Source organism: Polymorphospora sp. NPDC050346, from assembly GCF_040655695.1.
Taxonomy (GTDB): Bacteria; Actinomycetota; Actinomycetes; order Mycobacteriales; family Micromonosporaceae; genus Polymorphospora; species Polymorphospora lycopeni.
On sequence record NZ_JBFAKM010000026.1, the window covers coordinates 94,226 to 116,022 of the forward strand.

Genomic DNA, 21,797 nt, shown 5'->3' on the forward strand with positions numbered 1-21,797 from the left:
TCGATGGCGGCAGGCTCTGCGACTCGCCCCGGTCGGAGCCGTGCCGGTCCGGGGCGGCGACACACGCCGACGCCCCGGACCGGGCCCGTATGGTCTGTCAGCAGGGCCATCCGGAGCACGTGAAGCAGGTGTGGCAGGTGCTCTGGCCGCAGGTGAGGCAGGTACGGCAGCTCGGGTACAGCACCTGGGTCGGCGTGTAGGTGCCACCGACGACACCGTCGAGACTCTTGTCGTCGATGTCGATGACACCGGCGGGGTTGCTCTCCAACCCGGCGAGTTCAGCCAGGCTGAGCGTGGCCCGGTAGCCCGGGTCCTTCCACGCTTGGGTCAACCTTGTCACGGTTCTCCTCCTTGTTGAGGGTTCGCCCTGGGCGGGCGTAATGGACACGGCAGCGGCGGGTCACCGATGCCGGAAGGTGCCGGATCTCCGGATCGGTGGGTCAGTTGGGATCCCCATCACGTGATGACCCCCGGGGTACGACGGCCAGCGTGAGTACGTTCGGCACGTGCTCGGGTGCGGCGGCCCGTAGCAGCCCGTACCCGATACCGGCCGCGCCCATCAGCAGGCCGGGCGTCGGCACCCAGGACGGCACGCCGGGGCGCAGGTCACCCGCGAGGACCCGGTCGGCGACCGCGCCGGCCAGCCGCCGACCGAGCGTGGAGAGTTCCGGCTGGCGCGTTGCGGCGGCACCGGCGTAGAGGGTTTCGACCAGTCCGAGATCTCCGTGGCAGAGACAGTCGCTGCCGATGCCGGTGTAGACGCCGTCGCGAACGAGATCACGCTGGACGGTGTCGAGCGCTATCCGCAGGTCCTCGTCGATCAGCTCCCGCATGTCGGCCAGTCCGGGAAGGCCGGTCATCGCGGCCCGGGCGAGGCCGATGCCCGCCGCGCCGTGGCACCACGTGTTCAGGTACGTGTCGTCCGGCGAGATACCGCGCAGGTCGGGCCAGTTGCCCCGGGTCCGCGACAGGTGATCGCGTTCGAACCGCAGTGCACCGGCACACAGGTCGTAGTTCTCGGTGTTGCCGGTCACCGAGGCCATCTCGGCCAGCGCGTGGGCGAACCCGCTCGCGCCGTGGGCGTACCCCAGCAGTTTCTCCCCGGCCTCGATTCCGGTGGACCAGGCCGTCCCGGTGCCGGTGGGCGCCGCCCGGTCGGCGAGAGTCCGCTCCGCGGCGCGGATCGCGGCCAGCACCCGTTCGTCCGGCTCGATCCGGTACAGCCCGACGAGGGCCAGACCGGCGCCGGCGGTGCCTTCGATGACGTCCAACCCCTTGTCTTCGCTGAACCTCTCGGCCAGTTCCGGCACCATCTCGGGGACCGGTTTGATCAGCTCGGGCGCGTCCCAGAGGGTCGCGAGCGTGGTCAGCGCGTACACGATGCCGCCGACCCCGTTGAAGCCGCCGACTGCCAGCACGGACCGCAGCTCGGCGCTGTCCTTGTACCGACTGACGCAGTCCGCCATCTGGCGGGCGAGTCGCTCGGCCGGCTGCCGGTATCGATCCTGTCCGGAGAGGGCGGCCAACTGCGCCAGGAAGAGGGCGATGCCGCTGGTGCCGTCGTAGAGGCCGGTCCCGGCCGGGCCGACGGTCCAGTAACGCTCCGCCAGGTTCGTCAGGGACAGCCAGTGCGGCGGCTGGTCGTCGCCGACCAGCGCCGCGTCGAGCAGCTGATCACCGAGGATCCCGGCGGCGCGGACCGCACGGGCCAGGTCGATGGGTTCGGTGGGTACGGCTACCGGGGACATCGGTGCCGACTCGGCCGCTCCGACGGTGAGTCCGGCGAACGAGGCTTCGATGCACCATGTCTGGCGGTCCCGGTCGCCGCTTCCCATTCGCCGGATCTGCGCCAGTGCCGCGTCGATCCCCGCCGCGTCCAGGAATCCGGGGATGACGACACCTTCGGTGTCGAAGAGGTCCCTGGAGTCGGTGGCGGTGTGGAAGCAGGGCACGTCCTGCTCGGCGAGCTGCCGCAGTTCGCTGTCGAGTAGCCGGTCCCGGTGCGCAGTCATGAGGTGGCCGGTGCAGACCGCCGCTTCGAAGAGGAACTCGCGGTCCAGGCTGTCGCGCAGGACGTCGGGGTGGAAGGACTCGAACAGCATCCGGGCGTACACCATGGTCCCCCGGGGTACGAACCGGACCTGGGCGCCGCGGAACGCGGCGATCGGCCCGTCGGCGGCGATCAGCTCGTCCCGGTGCCATTCGATCAGTCGATAGCACGACTCGAAGCCGGCCAGTATCTGATTCCGGTACCGACGCGGGTCGATGACCTCGCCGTCCAGCCTCGCCAGGTTGTCGGCCCCCGCCATCGGCCTGCGCTCGCGCACCGCACGCATGCGGTCGGTGCCGATGTCGGCAAAGGTCGGGGCCAGATCGGGTGAGAGCTGGTTGTCGCCACCGGCGAGTGCGCTGATCTCGGTATCCCGGAAGCCGTTCTCGTCGAACTCGATGAGCCGTTGGGGCAGCAGTCCGGTGCCCAGCACGGATGCACGCAGCACCTCCGGCGCCGCGCCGAGCAGGTCGAAGACGTCGCTGTCGGAAACCTTCGGCGGGGCCTGGAAGATGGCTTCGAGATCCACGAACACCGGGTGCTCACCGGCCGCGATCACGTTCTCCAGGTGGAAGTCGGATCCGCGGATGGCGTGGAACAGGGCCAGGTACGCGCCGTGCCGCCAGTAGAACCGCCGCACCTGCTCCTCGTCGGCGCAGGCGGCGGCCCTCACGAACTCGACCCAGCCATGACTGCCCCGGTCCAGGGTCCGCAACGGCATGAGCTGGTGCTCCAGGCCACGTCGGTTCAGCCAGTCGAGCAACGCGTTGTATCGCGTCTCCACCCCGATAGACCGCGGTTTGTAAACCAGATGGTGGCCGCCGACAAAGGTCAGCACGGCGACAGTCCGGCCGCCGCGGTGCGAGTCTCCGGCGCCGAAGCGGACGTCGACCAGGCCGTCGAGGCCGGCGACGGTGAGGCCCAACCGGTGTCTGAGGTCGGGCAGGTCGGCGAGCAGCCGCTCGACGAACTCCAGCCGTGCCTCGATCCATCGCCGCAACAACTCGACGAGTTCCCGGGCGAGCACCGGGTACTCGGCCAGCAGGGCCAGACTACGGGCCGGGTGGCGAAGCTGGTCCACGAACGAGGCGAAGCGTTCCTCCGGGGTCGCGCCGGTCAGCCGTCCTTCCACCCGGGCCACGTTGACCTCCAGAACCATCACCCGGGAGACCATCGCCATGGCCCGGTCCGGGGAGAACCGGAGCAGCGGATGGGCGTGGGGCAGATCCGGCGGGTGCCCGTGGGCCGCGGCCAGCGTCCCGAGCCGCTCCCGCAACGTCTCGTGCGCCCACGCCAGCAGGGGTCGGGCCACTTCGAGGAAGCCGAGCCGGCCGCGGGCCTCGTGCTGACCGTGGTCACATCCATCGTGGTCGTGACCGTCGTGCCCATGCCCGTCGTGGTCGCCGTCCGCCCCGATCCCGGCGATGTTCAGGTCAGCGGCCGGATAATGGTCGTAGCGCCGCCATGCCCGCGCGATGACGGTGAGGAAGTCGGGTGGGCCGGGCAGCCGGGCGGCAAGCGATGCCGCCGGCTCGCCCAGCAGCGTCACCAACTCGTCGTCGGTGACACCCAGGTCGTGCCAGCGGTCGAGACTGCGCTCATCGCTATTGAACAGCACGCCGTCGCGCCAGATGTCGAGCCGCCGGGTTCCGTCCTCACGCTGCCCCGGTGAGCCCGCCGGGGCGCCACGGCGTTGCCGCAGGGGCAGCGCGCGCCACCATGACGGGTCGCCCAGCACGTCGTCGTACACGCCTGTCGCAGCTTCGCTCACCTGTTGTCCAATCTGGATCGGCGTCGATTCGCCAGAGGCGGACGTGGGGTTCACTGCGCGGACCGGGTCGTGAGCAGGGCCGCCCGCTGCCCCGGTGGCCCCGTCGGCGCGCCCGGCGGGCGCGGCTCGCCGCCCCGGCCAGGGCCGTCCAGCAGCAGCACATTCGGGATCCGGCCCGGCATCGCCGTACGGAGCAGGCCGTAGCCGATGCCGGCGAGTCCCATCAGCAGACCGGGCGTGGTCACCCTCTGCGGTACGCCGGGCCGGGGTGCACCGGCCAGGACCCGCTCGGCGATCGCCCGTGCGGTCCGGTGGCCGAGCTGGGCGACATCCGGTTCCGCGACGCCCGGACCGGCCGCCAGCAGCGTCTCGACCAGCCCGAGGTCCCCGTGGCAGATCGAGTCGTTGCCGACGCCGACGTACCGGCCGTCGACCAGCAGGTCGTCGCGCACCCGCCCGACCGCGATGTCGAGGTCTTCCCGGATCAGGTCGTGCCATGGCCCCATGCCGGGCAGTCGCAGCAGTGCGGCGCGGGCCAGGCCGATCCCGGCCGCACCGTGGCACCAGGCGTCCATGAAGGCGCCGGGGCCACTGATCGCCCGCAGGTCGGGCCAGTTGCGGCGCTCCGCCGACAGGTGGTGCCGCTCGAAGCGCATCGCCTGCCCACACAGGTCGTAGTACCGGTCGTCGCCGGTCGCCTCGGCGATCCGGGCCAGTGAGTAGGCGATGCCGCTGGCGCCGTGGGCGAATCCGAGCAGCGGCTGGGCATCGTCGAACTCCGTCTGCCATCCGATCCCGCCGGGCAGTTCGACCGCCCGCTCCGCGATCCTCTCCCCCGCGGCCCGGATGGCGTCGAGCGTCCGGTCGTCGGGATCGGTGTGGTGCAGGGCGAGGATCGCCAGTGCCGTACCGGCGGTGCCACCGATGACGTCGAGGACCTTGTCGTCGGCGAACCGGTCCTGACACAGTGCCGCGACCCGGTGAGCCGCGTCGAGCAGGGCCGGGTCCCACCACAACTGCGCGAGTTGGTTCAGGGCGTAGACCAGGCCGCCGAGTTCGCCGTAGCCGCCGATCGGCAGTACGGCGCTGCTGGCCCTACCGGTGGCGAGTTGGTCGGCCACGTCCACGAGTTGCCGGGTGAGCTGCCGCGCGGGGCGGTTGTAGCGGGCGTCTCCGGTGAGGGCGCCGAGTTCGGCGAGGAAGACGGCCACGCCGGGCACTCCGCTGTACAGGTCGAGGCCGGCGTGCCCGACGGTCCAGTAGCGGTCGCCGATGAAGTTCACCGACAGCCAGGACGGCACCTCGTCGTCGACCAGGGCGACGCCGAGCAGCAGGTCGGCGACCGACCGCGCGGCCCGGATCGCGAGGTCCGCGTCGAGCGGTGTGTCGGGCAGTGGCCTGGGCTCGACGGGTTCGACCGGCAGCGCGCCGACGGTGAGGCCGGACATCGACGCGCGGATGCACCAGAGTTGCCGCCGCAGGTCCTCTTCGGATGCTCGACCGATCCGGGCCCGCACGGCTGCCAGCCCGCTGTCCGCCAGGAAGTCGTGGGCGACCACGGTGTGCCCGTCGTGAAGGTCGGCGGAGCCGGGGGTGGTGTGGAACGACGGGATGTCCTGCTCGGCGAGCTGCCGGTGCTCGCTGGCCAGCAGCAGGTCCCGGTCCGGCAGGTCGGTGAACCAGGCGGAGAGGACCTCGGCGAAGATCTCGCGGTCGAGCGAGTCCCGCAGCAGGTCCGGGTGGTACGACTCGGCCTGCAGGCGGGCGTACGTCATCGTGGGGCGGGGGATGAAGCGCACCTCGTCGTCGCGGAACCTGGCGATGAGGCCGCCGCCGGCGAGCAGTTCGTCGCGGTTCGTCAGGATGATTCGGTAGCAGTCCTCGAAGCCGGCGGTGAGGTTGTCGGTGTAGGCGAGCGCGTTGACCGGCTGGCCGTCCAGCCGTGCGCGGTTCTCCGTCTCCGGCATCTCCCGCCGGTCCCGTACGACGTGTACCTCGTCGGTGCCGCTGCTGACGTAGACGGGCAACCGGCCGGGTGAGAGTTGGCCTCCTCCGCCGGAGATGCCGCTGACGTCGGCGTCGTAGATGCCGTTCGCGTCGCTGGTGATGACCCGTTCCGGTAGCAGACCGATCCGCAGGACCGACTCGCGTACCGCGCGGGGCGCCTCGCCGACGGCGAGGGACAGCGCTTCGTCGTTGGTGCGCGCCGGCACCTGGAAGATCGCTTCCAGGTCGATGATGACGGGGTGTTCGCCGGCGGCGATGACGTTTTCGAGGTGCAGGTCCGAGCCGCGCAGGGCGTAGAAGAGTGCGAGGTAGGCACCCTGGCGCCAGAAGAAGCGGCCCACCTGTGCCTCGTCCTGGCAGGACGTGACCGCGACATGTTCGACCCAGCCGTATTCGCCGCGGTCCAGCACGGTCAGCAGGCGGAGCGGATGCCGCAGCCCGTGGGTGTTCAGCCAGTCCAGGACCTGGTTGAAGTGGCGCTCCACACCGAGGTTGCGCGGTTTGTAGACGATCTTGCGGCCGTCGGTGAAGGTGACGACCGCCACGGTACGGCCACCGCGGTGGGTGTCACCGGCACCGAAGCCGACCTCGGCGACATCCGCCAGCCCCTGCCAGGACCCGTCGAACGTCTCCCGCAACGTGGGCAGGTCGGTGAGGAGTCGCTCGACGAACTCGGCTCGGACGTTCAGCGAGGTTTGCAGGCAGGTGACCAGCTCGCGGGCGAGCACGGGGTACTCGGCGAGGATGCCCAGCGCGGTTTCCGGGTCGCGGATCTGCTCGATGAAGGCGGCCATCCGCTCGTTCGGCGTCTCTCCAGCCAGTCGCCCCTCCAGCCGGGCGACGTTCACCTCCAGGATCAAAACGGAGATGATCATGTGCAGGAGGCGGCCGACCGGCGGTTGGAGCAGCGGGTGGTTCGGAGGTAGGTGGTCGTCACGGCCGTGCCGGGCCGACGACTCGGCCACCCGCCGACCCAACTCCTCCCGGTGCCAGACGATCAGTGGTGTGATCAGGTGCAGGAACGACTCGTTCGTCCCCTCGCCGCGATGGCCGCCATCGGCATGGTCGTGGGACTCGTGGACACCCGTGGCGTGCGACCCACCGAAGCCCAGATCGGCAAGGTCCGCCGCCCCGAACCGTCGCCAGGCGTCCGCGATCACTTCCAACCACCGGGGCCGGTCGGGGAGCCGGGCTACCAACGATTCGGCGGACTCGGCGAGCAGTTCGACAACCCGCTCCTCGGTCAGCCCGAGACGCTCCCACCGGTCCAGCGAGACCTCTTTCCCGGGCATGATGTAGCCACGCCGCCAGGCATCCCACCGGCGGCGGCCGTGGTCTCGTTCTTCCCCTGTGAGGGAAAGGGGGCCGTCGGTGCGTTCGGGCCGGGTCAGGCCGCGCCACCACTGCGGCGAATCGAGAATTTGATCGAACATGCTCCACCTTCAATTCAGGCCGGTCGCCCGGCGAAACCGGCGCCGGCGACTGTCGACATCTCCGGGCTTCCGGCCGGGGTGGGCACCACTTCCGCGATACCCACCCCGGTAGTGCATGCGAAACCGGCACACCGATTTGATCTGTCGAGGAATGCCGGCTCTACATACCGGTCAGCAGAACGGCCACGTACAGTCGACGGTGGCGCCGTTGCAGCCCATCCAGTTGCAGGTGAAGCAGGTGTAGAAGGTGAACGGGCGGTCGGAGCCGCCAAGAATGTCACCCAACTCCGATCCGACGCCGCCGACCGGCCCGACCGGGCTGTCCGCCATCGCGGCAAGATCGGCGCGGTCGAGCGTCGCCCGGAAAGCGGGGTCCTTCCACGCGCGAATGGTCATGTCCATCATTCCGCTGTCCTTTCTCGGCACCCGAGGGCCATTGTGTCGTCCTGAATTGCGGACTTCTACGAGCAACCCCAGCAGGTGAGGCAGGTCCACATCCATGCGCAACTGAGGCAGGTGCGCTGGGTCCACGGCGCGTTTCCGCAGCAGCCCGCCGTTCCGACGGCTTCGGTTGCCGCCCCGCGGTGGTCGTCCATTCCCATCATGTCGAACTCGACGGAACCGACCGGGTGGGCCGGCAGCTCGGCGAGTTCGACGTCATTGAGGGTGGCCCGGAACAAGGGGTCTTTCCAGGCTTTGGCCGTACTGTTCATGGTTCTCCGTTCGGTTCGGCAATCACTGAGCACGCTCTGCCTACCGGGTGATTCCACGAAATGGGTCCGGTGCGACTGCCGGCCTTTGAGCCAGCGGCCGGGACATGCGACGGAAGTGAGGTGAATCGGCTCGGCCACGAACCGGCGTCGCCCCGATGGCGACGAGTCCACCGTCGCTGCCCGCACCCTCACGCGTCAACACCGTTTCGACCGGCTAAACCGCGGCTAGACCGGTCACCAATCAGCAATCGACCGCCAGCAAACCGGCAGCAAACTTCGTACTGCCAGACTGATCACGCTCGGCCGGAACAGCGACGGACTATCCACGGAAAGGAGGCAACAGACATGACGGAATGGCACGAGACCATCGGGGAAGACCCGATCGGAAACATGGATCTGACCGATCTGGATCTGCAACAGCAGGGCGGGACGGACCCGATCTCGTGGTTCTTCTGTACGCGGAACACGTTGTGCGGTACCTGCCAGTTCCCCAACAGCGTGGGCTGCTGCTGACGTGACAGCGGGCGATCCGCATTCCGGTCGCCCGGCGGGTGGGCGGCGGTACCCCACGTCGCCCACCCGATCCCGTCCCACCCAGGCATACCTGAACGGAGCAACGTGATGGTCCCAGGCGATGTCCCGACAAGCGGTCATGCCGGCGTCGGCGACGATGTGCTGAACAGCTCGGCCTGGTGGGCCGCGCTGTCTCTACGGGAACGGCGACGGGCTCCGGTACCACGGGACGCGGCAACCAGAGCGCGGGGAGCGGTCCGGCTCACCGCCTGGCGGACCGACCGGGCCGTCACCGGCGGCCTGGATCCGGACCTGACCCGCTGGCAGGAGTCGGGTCTCGGGGACGAGGACCTGTGGGCACTACTCGGCGAGTCACCCGAGGAGATCCGGGGCCGGCTGCCACAACCCCCGGCCTGGTTGACGGCGGTGACCGAGGCGTACTCGGCCGGCCCGCCGGCGACCGACGACGGGCCAATCGCCGGGCTCGGCCCGACCGCCGGACTGCTGGCGCTTACCCAGCCGCTGACATCGTGGTTCCAGCGGGCGCTGCGCGAGGATCTGAACCAGCTCGTCCGCGCGTTCGGCGGCCGGGACGACATTCCCACGGACCATCCGCTGCTACGGCTCAACCATGAACTGCACCTGGCGATGACGAGCCCGGTGCTCGCGGTCCAGCTACGGCGGGCCGGCCGTGCCGGTGCACTGTCCGGTGACACGCCGTCGGCACGGTTCGCCGACTTCGTACGGCAACTGCGCGAGCCGGCGTACGCGTTGCGGATCCTCGCCGAGCATCCGACCCTCGCCGGGGAACTGGTCCACGAGCTGGAGACCTGGCGGAACGTACGGCGGGAGCTGGCGGAGCGGGTGCTGGCCGATCTGCCCGCGCTGCGCGCCGAGTTCGGCCTGACCGGCACCGGCCTGCACAACCTGGTCGAAGTGCTGACCGGTGCCGGCGACACCCACCGCGGCGGGCGCAGCGTGGCGATCCTGGTCTTCGCCGACGGCGGCAGAGTGGTCTACAAGCCACGTGACCTCGCCGTCGAGTCGCATTTCTACGCCCTGGTCGACTGGCTCAACAGCAAGGGGCTGACCGTCGCACTGCGCCGGCTGGGCATCCTGGAACGCGACGGCTACGGCTGGGTCGAGTTCGCCGCCGCCGGGGGATGCACCGGCGTGGACGCGGTCCGCCGGTTCTTCTGGCGCCAGGGCGCCTACCTGGGACTGCTGTACCTGCTGCGCGCGTCCGACATGCACCTGGAGAACATCATCGCCGCCGGCGAGGATCCGGTCATCGTCGACCTGGAGGCGACCTTCCAACAGGTGCTGCCGACCGTCCGGCCGCAACCGATGGCGGCGCCGGCCGAGGCGCTGACGCTGACCGAGGAGTCCGTGCTCGCCATCGGCCTGTTGCCCCGGCGGATGATGCGACTGGACGGCGACAGCGTGATCGCCACCGAGATGTCCGGGATGGCCGGCGGGAAGACCGGCGAACTCAGCCCGATGCCGATGCCGCGCTGGCAGGACGCCGGCACCGACCGGATGCGGCGGATCCGGACCCGGGTGGAAATGCCCGGCGGGCAGAATCTGCCCACTTCGGACGGTGTCGCCGTGGATCCGACCGACTACCGCGACGACCTGATCGCCGGCTTCGAATCCTGCTACCGGCTGCTGCTCGCCCACCGCGACGAGCTCGCCGCCGCCGACGGGCCACTCGCCGCGTTCGCCGCCGACGAGATCCGGGTCATCGTCCTGCCCACCATGGTGTACGGCCGGATCCTGGGCGAGTCGTGGCACCCGGTCGTGCTGGGTGACGCCCTGGACCGCGAGTGCCTGTTCGAGGTCATCGCCGGTCGCCATCCGGATCTGCGCGGCAACGGCCCGGTGGCCGAAAGCGAGATCCGGCAGATCACCCGACGGGACATCCCCTTCTTCTGGACCCGGCCCGATTCCCGACACCTGTACGACGACCACGGCGTCGTGGTGCGCGACTTCTTCGACCGATCCGGACTGGACCTCGTCCGCGACCGGGTCGCCGGGCTCTGCGACGCGGATCTGCGGCGGCAGAGCTGGACGGTGTCGGCGTCCCTGGCCGCGCTGGAGATCGGCGACGGCCAGCGTGATCCGCGACCACGGGTACGCGACCTGCCGCCCGAGGAGATCAACCAGGCGCTCGCCGGACGCGCCGCCGTACGCCTCGGCGACCAACTCCTGGAGACCGCGGTGGGTGACCCGCGCCGGCCGGTGTGGCTGACGCTCACCCTGGTCGCCGACCGCTACTGGACCGTCACGCCGTCGGCGTTCGAGAGCTTCAGCGGGCTGTGCGGCATCGCGGTGTTCCTCGGTCAGCTCGGGGAGCAGACCGGGCTGTCGAGGTTCCGGACCTCGGCGGAGGCGATCGCCCGGATGCTCGGTGAGCACGTTGACGCGGTGCTCGGCTGGTCCGACGCGGACCGCGAGGCGGTGGGCATCGGCGCCGGCCTGACCGGGCTGGGTGGCTATCTGCACACCCTGACTCATCTCGGCGCGCTGTGGGGGTCGGGGCCGCTGCTGGCGCAGGCACACCGGCTCGTACCCGAGGTGACCCGGCGGGTCGCCGGTGACCGCGACCTCGACGTGATCACGGGCACGGCCGGAGCGGCACTCGCGCTCCGTGCCCTGCACACCGTCGACCCGACCGATCAGACGCTGGCTGCCCTGGCCGCGGCCGGTGAGCGGCTGCTCACCACGGCGACGACGGACGACCGCGGGCTGACCTGGCACCCGGTGCTGGAGACGCGGGCACCACTGCTCGGCTTCTCGCACGGCGTATCCGGGATCGCCCTCGCGCTGGCCGAGATCGCCCGCGTAACGGGCGAGCGGCGCTTCCTCGACGCGGCCGAGAAAGCCGTGCGGTACGAGCACCGCCAGTACGACGCCGCCGCCGGCAACTGGCCTGACCACCGAAGCATCAGCCCGGAAGGCTCGTTCATGAACACCTGGTGCCACGGCGCGGCCGGCATCGGCCTGGCCCGCACCGAAATGCTCGGCCACGTCGACATCCCCGAGGTGCGCGTCGACCTCGATCGGGCGGTCGCCACCGTACGCCGGGACCTGCTGCACGACGGCCGGCTCACCGGAATCGGGAACGACTGCCTGTGCCACGGTGATCTCGGCCTGGTCGAGACCCTGCTCTCCGCAGGTGCCGTCACCGGCGACGACACCCTCAGCGGGCTGGCCCGCCGGATCGCGCGGGCGGTCGCGGAAACCGTGCTCGCCGGCGAGGAACTCTGCGGGGTACCGCAGGGCCTACACGTGCCGGGGCTGCTGATGGGCACCGCAGGCATCGGATACGGGCTGCTGCGCGCGGCCCGACCGGATCTCGTACCGAACGTCCTGCTGCTCGAGCCGCCGGCCGCCGCGCCGCCGCCGGACGGGCCGATCCCCGCGACCACCGACCGGGTTGACATCGAGGAGGCGGCATGCCCCGCGTACCGGTGATTCTGCAGATGAGCGCCACCGAGTGTGGCCCGACCTGTCTGGCCATGGTGCTCCGCGCCCTGGGGCGCACGACCGCGGTCCGGGAGTTGCGCCCGCACTTCGGGGTCGGACGCGACGGCACCAGCGCACGCCGGATCGTCGAGGTGGCGCGCGACCACGGACTGGCCGCCCGGGGCCTGCGGGTGGACGAGGCCGGGTTGGCCGCTGTCCGCGTACCGGCCATCGCGCACTGGCGCGAGGACCACTTCACGGTGCTGGAGAAGGTCGGCCCGCGCCGGATCCACCTGGTCGACCCGGCCCACGGCCGGCGACGGATGACCCACAAGGAGTTCTTCGCGGACTTCGCCGGCACGGTACTGGAATTCACGCCGGCAGAGCCGATGCGGCGACGCCGTCGACCGCTGCGTGACCATCTCGCGGTGCGGTTCCTGCGCGACGTGGTCCGCCTCTCCCCAATCTTCATCGTGCTGGCCGTCGTGCTGTCGGCCGTGGTGCAGGTGCTCGGCCTGGCCTCGGCGTGGGCGACCAAGTACGGCGTCGATGTCCTCATCGGCGAGGGCGCGGACACGCTGGCCCTCTTCGCTGTCGGCATCGGCGCGTACGTCCTGACGCACACCCTCGCCACGCTGTCGCGGGGGCTGGCCCTCCTGGTACTGCAACGGCATCTCGACGGCGCGTTGGGCAAACGCTTCATGACCCACCTGCTGCGGCTGCCCTACGCCTATTTCCAGACCCGCGGCGCGGGTGACCTGATGGCCCGGCTGGCCAGCAACATGGCGGTCCGGGACATGCTGACCTCGCAGCTCGTCACGCTGGTGTTGGACACCCTGTTCGTCTTCGTCTACACGGCGTTGCTGGTGGCGGTCAGCCCGGCGTACGCGGGGGTGGTCGCCCTCCTGGCGATCGTCCAGTTCGGAATCGTGCTGGCCACGATCAAGGCGGTGCACGAACGCGCGCAGCGCGAACTCGCGGCCGACGCCAGGGCGCAGAGCAGCGCCGTCGACACGCTGGCCGGGGCGGAGTTCCTGAAAAGTTCCGGGCTGACCGACTCGGCGCTGCAACGGTGGGCCGAGCGGTTCACCGAGTCGGTGCAGGCGGGCTTCCAGCGGCGGCGCCTGGACCTGGTCAACGAATCGGCGATGGGCATGTTCCAGATCGCCGCGCCGCTGGTGCTGCTGGTCTTCGGGGTCGCCCAGGTGGTCGACGGCCGGATGTCGCTCGGCACGATGCTCGGTCTCAACGTCGTTGCCGGCCTGCTGCTACGGCCGGTCGGCCAGGTGATGGGCGCACTGCGCTACCTGCAGACGATCGGCTCGCACCTGGAGCGCATCTACGACGTCCTGAACGAGGAACCCGAGCCCGCACGCCCACAGGCACCGCGCCCGGGCGCCCTGCGCGGCGAGATCGAGCTGCGTGGCATCGAGTTCCGCTACGACCTCGCCGCGCCGCTGGTGCTCAGGAACATCGACCTGCGGATCGCCGCCGGCACGAAGGTGGCGATCGTCGGGTCCACCGGGTCGGGAAAGACGACCCTGGTACGGCTGCTCACCGGCCTGCTCCAGCCCAGTGCCGGGGTGGTGCTGGTCGACGGGCGGCCGCTGGAAGCGTACGACCTGGAGCCGCTGCGCCAGCGGTTCGGCGTCGTCACCCAGTTCCCGTACGTGTTCGGCGGTTCGATCCGCGACAATCTCACCCTCGGCCGGGGCGACGTCACCGACGACGAGTTGCGTGAAGCCCTGCGCAGGGCGCAGCTCCTGCCCGACCTTGAGCGCATGCCGATGGGCCTGCACACCATCGTGGGCGAGGGCGGCAGTGCACTCTCCGGTGGCCAGCGGCAGCGGCTGGCGATCGCCCGATCGTTGTTGGCCGGCGCCAACGTGCTGTTGCTCGACGAGGCGACCAGCCACCTGGACGCGCTGACCGAGGCGGCGATCGCCGCCGAGTTGTCGGCGCTCGGCTGTACCCGGATCGTGATCGCGCACCGGTTCAGTACGGTCAGCGATGCCGATCAGATCGTCGTACTGCACCAGGGTGAGATCACTGAGCGCGGCAACCATGAAGAGTTGATGGCACTCGGCGGCCGGTACGCCGCGCTGGTGTACCGGCAGACGCCACAGTTGGCGCCCAGCGTTGCGGCCAGCCCGGGCTAGCCCCGGACTGCGCCGGGCGCGGGCACCCGCACTGTCGGGTCGTCGCGCAGGATCGCGGTGTGCATCTGCTGGGCCTCGGTGCCCGGTTCCAGGCCGAGCGCGTCGACCAGGGTCCGGCGCAGGTCATGGAAGACCGCCAGCGCGTCGGCTCGCCGGCCGGTGCGGTACAGCGCCAGCATCAGGTGCGCCCGGAGCCGTTCGCGCAGGGGATGGGCCGTCACCAACGTCTCGATCGCCGGAACCAACCAGTTGTGCTGGCCGAGCGCGAGCTCGGCTTCGATCCAGGCGTCGATGGCCGAAAGCCGGCACTCCTCCAGCCGGCTGGCCTCCGCGGTCACGGCCGGAACGCCCTCGATGTCGGCGAAGGCCGGCCCCCGCCACAGGCCCAGGGCCCGACGCAGGTCGCCGGCGGCAGACTCGACCCGGCCCTCGGCAAGCGCCCGATGCCCGGCGGTGGCCAACGCGGTGAACCGGTCGCTGTCCAGATCGTCGCGGCCGGCCGTCAGCAGGTATCCCGAAGGCCGGGTGCAGATCTGCCGCCCGTGCGGGTCACCCAGTGCCCGCCGCACCTGATAGATGTAGTTCTGGAGCAGCTTGGCGGCGGTCTGCGGGGCCTTCAGCGGCCACAGTTGCTGCCGCAGCACCGCGGCCGGCACGACCTGGTTGGCGTTCACCAGCAGTACGGCGAGCACGGAGCGGCACTTGGCCTGCCGCGGTGAGGTCCACCGCCCGGCGTGATACGCCTCGACCGGACCGAGCACGTGGTATCGCAGGGGCGCGCCGTTGACGGGTGTGTCGTAGGGGGCGTACCCGTTGGCGCGAAGCGTCCAGTCCTGGCATGGGATGTTGCTGTCTTGCTGCGGCACGTGACGACCTCCGGTACGTCGTTTGGTCCTGCCGGCGATGCATGAAGCGGTTGGTCCGCGACATCCCGCGGGCTGCCAAGGGTCCGGCGGCCGAGCCTTCCGGCCGACGGGATACGCGGCCAGGGAAACCGATGCCGCGGAAGGTGGTCGGCCGGTGTGAAGCCGATCGTCGCCTTCCGTGCGTTTACCATCCCGACGGGCGGTGGAAGGCGCGTGGAAGGCATGTGCAAATCACGTCGAGCCCCGTCGTCCCGGGCCGATACACTCGGCCCGCCGGATACGTCGGGGAGATCTGGATGGGACACCTACGGGTCGCCGTGCTCGGTCCACTGGAGGTCGCACGCGACGGCACGGTGGTACGTCTCGGCCCCCGACAGCTGGAACTACTCTCCGTACTCATCGTCGAACTGGGCCGGCCGGTGCTGGCCAGCCGGCTCGTCGACCTCCTCTGGGGTCCCACGGCCGGCGACAGCGCGGCGACGACGTTACGCAGCCACGTCTCGCACCTGCGGCGGGCGCTCGCGGGCGGTTCACCCACAGCCACGGCGGGCACGGTCGTCACCACCGTCAGCACCGGCCCCGGCCTCGCGTACCGGCTGGACCTGCCCCCGGACAGTCTCGACACCCACCATTTCGAACGGGAGACCGCGCAGGCGCGGCGACTGCTCGACGGTGGCGACCTGATCGAACTCCCGCGCGCCGCGGAACTCTTCGGTGCCGCGCTGGCCCGCTGGCGCGGGCCGGCCTTCGCCGACGTGGCCGACCGGCCGTTCGCGCTGCCCGAGGTCGCCCGGCTCGACGCGCTGCGCCGCACCGCCCGGCGCGGACATGCCGAGGCGCTGATCGCGCTCGGACGGCATGGCACGGCGGTCGGTGACCTGACCGGCGCGGTCGTCGATAACCCTTACGACGAGGGCATGCGCTGCCTGCTCGCCCTCGCCCTCTACATCGGACAGAGGGTGGACGAGGCGGCCGAGGTCTGCCGTCGCGGCACCATCCTGCTGCGGGAACGGGGCATGGACGCACCACAGCTCCAGCGGCTGCAGAGGGCGATCCTGCGCCGCGAGGACCTGTCGCTCGCGTCGCTGACGTCGGTGGTCGCCCGGTCCGCACCGCCGCCGCCGGCGGCACCGGACCTCCTGCCGCCGGACCCGCCGCACTTCGTCGGCCGGACCGCCGAACTCGCCCTCGCCCGGCGACTGTGTACCGTCCCGCAACGGCGCCAGATCCTGCTGCTGACCGGACCGGCCGGGGTGGGCAAGACCAGCTTCGCCGTCCGCCTGGCGCACCTGCTGTCCCGGGACTTCCCGGACGGGCGCCTGTACGTGAACCTGCGCGGCTTCGACCCGGGCGGCTCGGCGATGACCGGCGACGAGGCCGTACGGCTCTTTTTGGACGCATTGCGGCTACCACCGGAGCAGGTTCCGGCGAGCGCGGAAGCCAGGGCCGGCCGCTACCGGACCCTGCTGTCGGGACGGCGAATGCTGATCGTGCTCGACAACGCCCGGGACGCCGAGCAGGTGCGCCCCCTCCTGCCCGGCGTACCCGGATGCGCGGTGGTGGTGACCAGCCGGCAGCAACTGCCCGGTCTGGTGGCGGTCGAGGGTGCCCGCCCGGTCACCCTCGACCTGCTCACCGCCACGGAGGCCCGCGAGTTGCTGGCGGACCGGCTGCGTGACGGGCGGGTGGCGGCCGAGCCGAGGCCGGTGGACGGGATCGTCGAGCGGTGTTCCGGGCTGCCGCTGGCCCTGGCGATCGTGGCGGCCCGCGCGGCGGCCCATCCCGGGTTCCCGCTCGCCGTGATCGGCCGGGAACTCGCCGAGTCGGCGGGCAGCCTCGACGGCTTCGCGGGCGGGGACCCGGCCACCGACCTGCGGTCGGTCTTCTCCTGGTCGTACCGGGCACTCGGTGAGCCGGCGGCTCGGTTGTTCCGCCTGCTCGGGCTGCATCCCGGGCCGGACATCTCGATACGGGCCGCCGCCAGTCTCGCCGCCCTGCCCGACCGGCAGGTGCGCCCCGTCCTCGGCGAACTGGCCCGGGCGCAGCTGGTAATGGAGCGGGTGCCGGGCAGATACACCTGCCACGACCTGCTGCGGGCGTACGCGGCGGAGTTGGTCGCCGTGGAGCCCGAACAGGCGCGTCACGAGGCCCGGCAGCGGATCGTGGACCACTACCTGCACAGCGCCCGGACCGCCGACGCACGGATGTCCCCGTTGCGGGACCCGATCACACCGCCGCCGGCGCGGCCGGGCGTGGCGCCGGAGGAACCGGTGGACAACACGCGGGCGCTGGCCTGGTTCGCCGTGGAACACCACGTGCTCATCCGGGTGGTCGAGTTGGCCGCCCGGTACGGCTTCGACCGGCACGTCTGGCAGTTGGCGTGGGCGCTGACCACCTTCCTCGGCCGCCGCGGCCACTGGGAGGACCTGATCGCCGTACAGAACCGCGCGCTGGCCGCCGCCGAACGCGACGGCGACCGGGCAGCCAGGGCGCAGGCACACCGGGACATCGTCGTCGCCTACTCCGAGACCGGCCGGTTCGAGTCGGCCCGCGGCCACCTGGAACACGCCCTGGTCCTGCTGGACGACCTCGCCGACCGGGTCGGCCAGGCGCACACCCTGCTGACGCTGGGCTGGGTGAGCGAGAAGGAGGGCGACCAGGCGGCCGCGTTGCGCCACGACGAGCGGGCGCTGCGGCTCTTCCGCGCCGACGGGCACGAGGCCGGGGAGGCCCGGGCGCTCAACGCGGTCGGCTGGGACCACGCCGTACGTGGCGACTACCAGGAGACGATCCGCTACTGCCAGTGGGCGCTCGCCCTGCAACGCCGGCTCGGTGACCGAACCGGAGAGTCGAACAGCTGGGACACCCTCGGCTACGCCCATCACCACCTCGGCCATCACCGGCGGGCGGCCCGCTGCCATCGGCGGGCGCTGGCTCTCAGCCGCGACCTCGGGCACCGGTACAACGAGGCGGAGGCGCTGCACCACCTGGGCGACACCCACCAGGCTCTCGGTGACCGGGACTCGGCCCGCGACTGCTGGCTGAACGCCCTGGAGATCCTCACCGAGATGGGACATCCGATGGCCGAAGCGCTGCGCGACAAGGTCGCCGCGAGCCACGGCCACCCACGATCGGCACCTGCGGTGGCGGCCCTACCGGCCCCCCAGCCTGGACTCTGATCCGGAATTCGTACGATCCCGTCGACGACGGGCACTGGTACGATCCCCATCGGTCGGGATGGATGGCCGACCCTGGTGTTGTCCGCTTCCGGCCCGCTCGCCGCAGCCAAGCTGCCAGAGATGCGCCGCCCTTGACGGACGGTGTGCGAGGGAGTGCGGCGGTGCGGAACGGCGAAGCTCCTACCGGGACACCCGGGGCGCTCGTCGTCGCCGCCCAGGCCGGCGACCGGTCCGCCGTCGCGGAGTTGGTCACCGCCCATCTTCCGCTGGTCTACAACGTGATCGGTCGCGCGCTGAACGGTCACGCCGACGTCGACGACGTGGTCCAGGAGTGCATGCTGCGGGTCGTCCGTGGCCTGCCCGACCTGCGTGACCCCGACCGGTTCAGGCCGTGGGTGGTGTCGATCGCCTACCGGCAGGTCCAGGAATACTGGCGCGGGCGCCGGGGGGTCGAGGTGCCCCTCCAGGACTCGGCCGCCGACGTTCCGGATCCGGCCGGCGACTTCGTCGACCGGACGGTCTCCGAACTCGTGCTGGGCGGGCAGCGCCGGCAGCTGGCCGAGGCGACCCGCTGGCTCGATGCCGAAGACCGCCATCTGCTCGCCCTGTGGTGGCAGGAGGCGACCGGTGAGCTGAGCCGGGGCGAGGTGGTGACCGCACTCGGGCTGACGGAGCGGCATGCCGCCGTACGGCTGCACCGGATGAAGGCCCAGCTCGCGGCCGTGCGTACGGTGGTGGCGGCGTTACGGCACCGGCCCCGCTGCCCGGAACTGGACGCGCTCGCCCGGTCCTGGGACGACTCGTTGTCGCCGTTGTGGCGCAAACGGTTCGCCCGGCACGTACGCGACTGCCACCTCTGCGCGGGGATCGGCGGTGGGCTGGTTCCGCCGGAGCAGTTGCTGTACGGCCTGGCACCGTTGCCGCTGTCGGTCGCGGCCGCTGCGGCTGTGCGGGCGGCGGTGGAGGCACACCTGGCGACACCTGTCGCGCTGGCGTCCGGGACGGGTGGCGGCTCCGGTGTGCAGGCCGTCCTGTCGAAGAAGGTCGTGGTCGGGGCGGGCGCGGTCGTCGCGCTGGCGCTCGGCGCCATCATGTTCGCCGTCCACGTCTCCCCCACCGACCCCGGTGACGATGTCGTAGGTGCCGCGCCCGGCGGGCCGGGCCCGGTGGTGGCCGCGCCGGCGCCGACCCCGACGCCGGGATCCGCCGGGCCGTCGGCGAGCGCGACGCCGGCGGCATCTGGGCCGGGAGGTGCGGTCACCGGGGTGGCCAGCGCCGACATCTACGTCGCGCCGGACGGCAGCGACGGCGGCGACGGCAGCCTGGAACGGCCCTTCGCCACCCTGAACCGGGCGGTCGAGGTCGTCCGGCCCGGGCAGACGATCGCGATGCGCGGCGGTACCTACCGTCTCACCCGGCCGGTGGAGATCCGCACGAGTGGTGCCGCCGACCGGCGGATCGTCTTGAGCGCCTACCGGGATGAGCGGCCGGTACTGGACGCGACCGGGGTGCCCGCCGACAAGTGGGCGGTGACCCAGCAGGCGGGTTTCTGGACCGTGCAGGATCTGGAGGTCCACGGTTCGCGCAGTCATGCCTGGGTGTGCAGTGCCTGCTCGCACACCACCTTCCAGCGGCTGTCGATGCACGACAACGCCAGGTCGGGGCTGCTGCTGCGCGATCCCGGCACCGTCGGCAACCAGGTGCTCGACAGCGACTTCTTCCGTAACCACGAGCCGGGCGGCACCGGCAGCGTCGGCATCGGACTGGGGGTGAAGTTCGGTGCCGGCGAGGGCAACGTGCTGCGCGGCAACCGGGCGTTCCACAACGCCGACGACGGCTTCGACTTCGGTGCCTTCGACAGCCCGCTGACCGTCGAGCGCAACTGGTCGTACGGCAACGGCCAGAACCATTGGGGTGTGTCGGGCTGGCGGAGCAACGGGTACGGCTTCTCACTGGGCGGCGGCGAACTGACATCGTCGTCGGGGCACCGGGTCCACGGCAATGCGGCGTGGGGCAACCGGGGACACGGCTTCGGTGTCGAGGCCAATCGGGGAAACCTGAGCCTGATCGGCAACACGGCCTTCGACAATGACGGAACCGGTTTCGACCTCACCGACGCCACCGGCACAGCACGCCGGAATCTGGCGGTCGACAACGAGCGTGCGGTGCGGGTCGGGTCCGGTCTGACGCCGGACGCCAACTCCTGGGACGGTGGGCAGTGGACCCGGTCGGAGTTCCGGTCGACGGACGCGGCCGCGGCCGAGGGCGCCCGGCCACCGGACGGGAAGCTGCCGCCGACCAGCTATCTGAGCAGCCGTAGCGGCATCGGGGCGGACATGTCCGCCTCCTGAGGGCTGGCCGCTGTTCTTTACAGGCTCCTGATCCGCGTGCAATTCTATGGGAACGCTCCCATGGTCGGTCTCTTGCCGCCGGGGCGCCTCGGGCCGCGAGATCTGCCACGACCTGGTCGATGGTGGACGCCCAGGCGTACGGCGTGCCGCGACAGCACGGGGCATCGCCGAACTTCGGGACTTATCACCATGAATCCCAAGATTCTTATCGAAAACTCGTAATCCCTGCTCCGGTAACACGCCTGCAATGCGACGGACACCGAACCGGGTCCGTCTCGAGGGCCGATCCAGAGCGAGGGAGGGACCGCAGGCGACGAAACGCACCCCTCGACACCACGGCAGCGCGACACCCCCGACTGCCGGCCACCACCGTGAGCACCGAAGGAGTGCATCAGTGAGAAGAACCACCACCCCCTGGCGGTCCGGACTCGTCCTGGCCGTCACCACCGCCCTGGCCGCCACCGGTCTGGCCACGGCGGTATCCGCGCAGGCAGCGGCCGGTTGTCAGGTCACGTACGCGGTGACCGGGCAGTGGCAGGGCGGCTTCACCGGCAATATCAAGATCAAGAATCTGGGTGACGCGATCGACGGATGGCGTCTGGGCTGGACGTTCACCGCCGGCCAGGCCGTCACCCAGTCCTGGGGCTTCACCGCGAACCCGGCCAGCGGCAACGTGGTCGCGACGAACGTCGACTACACCAGGTCGATCCCGACCAACGCCACGGCCGAGGTCGGCTTCAACGGTTCCTGGAACAACTCCAGCAACCCGGCCCCGACCACGTTCACCCTCAACGGCACCACCTGCACCGGCTCGGTCGCCCCGACGACGTCGGCCCCCACGACCCCACCGCCGACCACCCCGCCGCCGACCACGCCGCCGCCGGGTGTTCCGTACTCGAACACCCCGGACGGGTTCGCCGGCGCGGCCGGCACCACCGGCGGTGCCGGTGGCGCGACCGTCACCGTGACCAACCAGGCCGACCTGGAACGGTACGCCTCGGCCAGCGAGCCGTACGTCATCCGGGTCAACGCCGCGATCACCGTCAAGCCCTACGGCAAGGAGATCGCGATCCGGTCGAACAAGACCGTCGTCGGCGTCGCCCGTAACGGCCAGATCGTCAACGGCGGCTTCTTCATCGGCGCCGGCACCAGCAACGTCATCATCCGCAACCTCACCATCCGCGACACCCGGATGGCCGAGGACGACCCCGACGACAAGGACTACGACTACGACGGCATCCAGATGGACACCGCCAACCGGATCTGGATCGACCACAACCACATCAC

12 protein-coding genes are annotated in these 21,797 nt (G+C 70.9%); 6 read left to right on the forward strand and 6 right to left on the reverse strand.

Features of this window, described 5'->3' with window-relative positions; genetic code table 11:
* Nucleotides 1–97 precede the first annotated feature (97 nt).
* From AB0I42_RS24785 to AB0I42_RS24805, 5 genes are all read right to left on the reverse strand, one after another.
* Nucleotides 98–340: a mersacidin/lichenicidin family type 2 lantibiotic gene (locus AB0I42_RS24785; RefSeq protein WP_357540503.1), complete on the reverse strand. Its 243-nt coding sequence runs from the start codon at nt 338–340 to the stop codon at nt 98–100.
* Nucleotides 341–440: 100 nt separating this feature from the next.
* Entirely contained in the window at nt 441–3,821 is a 3,381-nt protein-coding gene (locus AB0I42_RS24790; protein ID WP_357540505.1) for a type 2 lanthipeptide synthetase LanM family protein, read from the reverse strand.
* Between the two features lie 50 nt (nt 3,822–3,871).
* On the reverse strand, nt 3,872–7,261 hold the full coding sequence (locus AB0I42_RS24795) for a type 2 lanthipeptide synthetase LanM family protein (RefSeq protein ID WP_357540507.1): 3,390 nt from the start codon (nt 7,259–7,261) through the stop codon (nt 3,872–3,874).
* Between the two features lie 171 nt (nt 7,262–7,432).
* Nucleotides 7,433–7,666, reverse strand: coding sequence for a mersacidin/lichenicidin family type 2 lantibiotic (locus AB0I42_RS24800; RefSeq protein ID WP_357540508.1), 234 nt, complete (start codon nt 7,664–7,666; stop codon nt 7,433–7,435).
* 56 nt (nt 7,667–7,722) lie between these two features.
* On the reverse strand, nt 7,723–7,974 hold the full coding sequence (locus AB0I42_RS24805; protein ID WP_357540510.1) for a mersacidin/lichenicidin family type 2 lantibiotic: 252 nt from the start codon (nt 7,972–7,974) through the stop codon (nt 7,723–7,725).
* Nucleotides 7,975–8,319: 345 nt separating this feature from the next.
* Between AB0I42_RS24805 and AB0I42_RS24810 the strand changes: the two genes are divergently transcribed.
* From AB0I42_RS24810 to AB0I42_RS24820, 3 genes are all read left to right on the forward strand, one after another.
* Nucleotides 8,320–8,487 carry a hypothetical protein gene (locus tag AB0I42_RS24810; RefSeq protein WP_357540512.1) on the forward strand — a complete coding sequence of 56 codons (168 nt, stop codon included), beginning with the start codon at nt 8,320–8,322 and terminating at the stop codon, nt 8,485–8,487.
* Between the two features lie 108 nt (nt 8,488–8,595).
* Entirely contained in the window at nt 8,596–11,964 is a 3,369-nt protein-coding gene (locus tag AB0I42_RS24815) for a type 2 lanthipeptide synthetase LanM family protein (protein ID WP_357540514.1), read from the forward strand.
* Nucleotides 11,946–14,114 (forward strand): peptidase domain-containing ABC transporter, encoded by a 2,169-nt coding sequence (locus tag AB0I42_RS24820; protein WP_357540516.1) that lies wholly within the window; start codon nt 11,946–11,948, stop codon nt 14,112–14,114. The genes AB0I42_RS24815 and AB0I42_RS24820 overlap by 19 nt, the downstream gene beginning before the upstream one ends.
* Here the strand turns inward: AB0I42_RS24820 and AB0I42_RS24825 are convergent.
* On the reverse strand, nt 14,111–14,980 hold the full coding sequence (locus tag AB0I42_RS24825; protein ID WP_357540518.1) for an AfsR/SARP family transcriptional regulator: 870 nt from the start codon (nt 14,978–14,980) through the stop codon (nt 14,111–14,113). The two genes, AB0I42_RS24820 and AB0I42_RS24825, sit on opposite strands and share 4 nt — an antisense overlap.
* 296 nt (nt 14,981–15,276) lie before the next feature.
* On the opposite strand from AB0I42_RS24825, the gene AB0I42_RS24830 reads away from it, so the two are divergent.
* From AB0I42_RS24830 to AB0I42_RS24840, 3 genes are all read left to right on the forward strand, one after another.
* Complete coding sequence (locus tag AB0I42_RS24830) at nt 15,277–18,159, forward strand: BTAD domain-containing putative transcriptional regulator (RefSeq protein ID WP_357540520.1); 2,883 nt, start codon at nt 15,277–15,279, stop codon at nt 18,157–18,159.
* A 161-nt stretch (nt 18,160–18,320) separates the two neighbouring features.
* Entirely contained in the window at nt 18,321–20,510 is a 2,190-nt protein-coding gene (locus tag AB0I42_RS24835; RefSeq protein WP_357540522.1) for a sigma-70 family RNA polymerase sigma factor, read from the forward strand.
* 394 nt (nt 20,511–20,904) lie between these two features.
* Nucleotides 20,905–21,797: cellulose binding domain-containing protein (locus AB0I42_RS24840; RefSeq protein ID WP_357540524.1), on the forward strand; the 893-nt coding region annotated here is incomplete at its 3' end.

Bases quoted from the DNA above. Each gene is read 5' to 3' on its own strand.
- AB0I42_RS24795 (WP_357540507.1), bottom strand. From the start codon at position 7,261: ATGTTCGATCAAATTCTCGATTCGCCGCAGTGGTGGCGCGGCCTGACC.
- AB0I42_RS24800 (WP_357540508.1), bottom strand. From the start codon at position 7,666: ATGATGGACATGACCATTCGCGCGTGGAAGGACCCCGCTTTCCGGGCG.
- AB0I42_RS24805 (WP_357540510.1), bottom strand. From the start codon at position 7,974: ATGAACAGTACGGCCAAAGCCTGGAAAGACCCCTTGTTCCGGGCCACC.
- AB0I42_RS24810 (WP_357540512.1), top strand. From the start codon at position 8,320: ATGACGGAATGGCACGAGACCATCGGGGAAGACCCGATCGGAAACATG.
- AB0I42_RS24815 (WP_357540514.1), top strand. From the start codon at position 8,596: ATGGTCCCAGGCGATGTCCCGACAAGCGGTCATGCCGGCGTCGGCGAC.
- AB0I42_RS24820 (WP_357540516.1), top strand. From the start codon at position 11,946: ATGCCCCGCGTACCGGTGATTCTGCAGATGAGCGCCACCGAGTGTGGC.
- AB0I42_RS24830 (WP_357540520.1), top strand. From the start codon at position 15,277: ATGGGACACCTACGGGTCGCCGTGCTCGGTCCACTGGAGGTCGCACGC.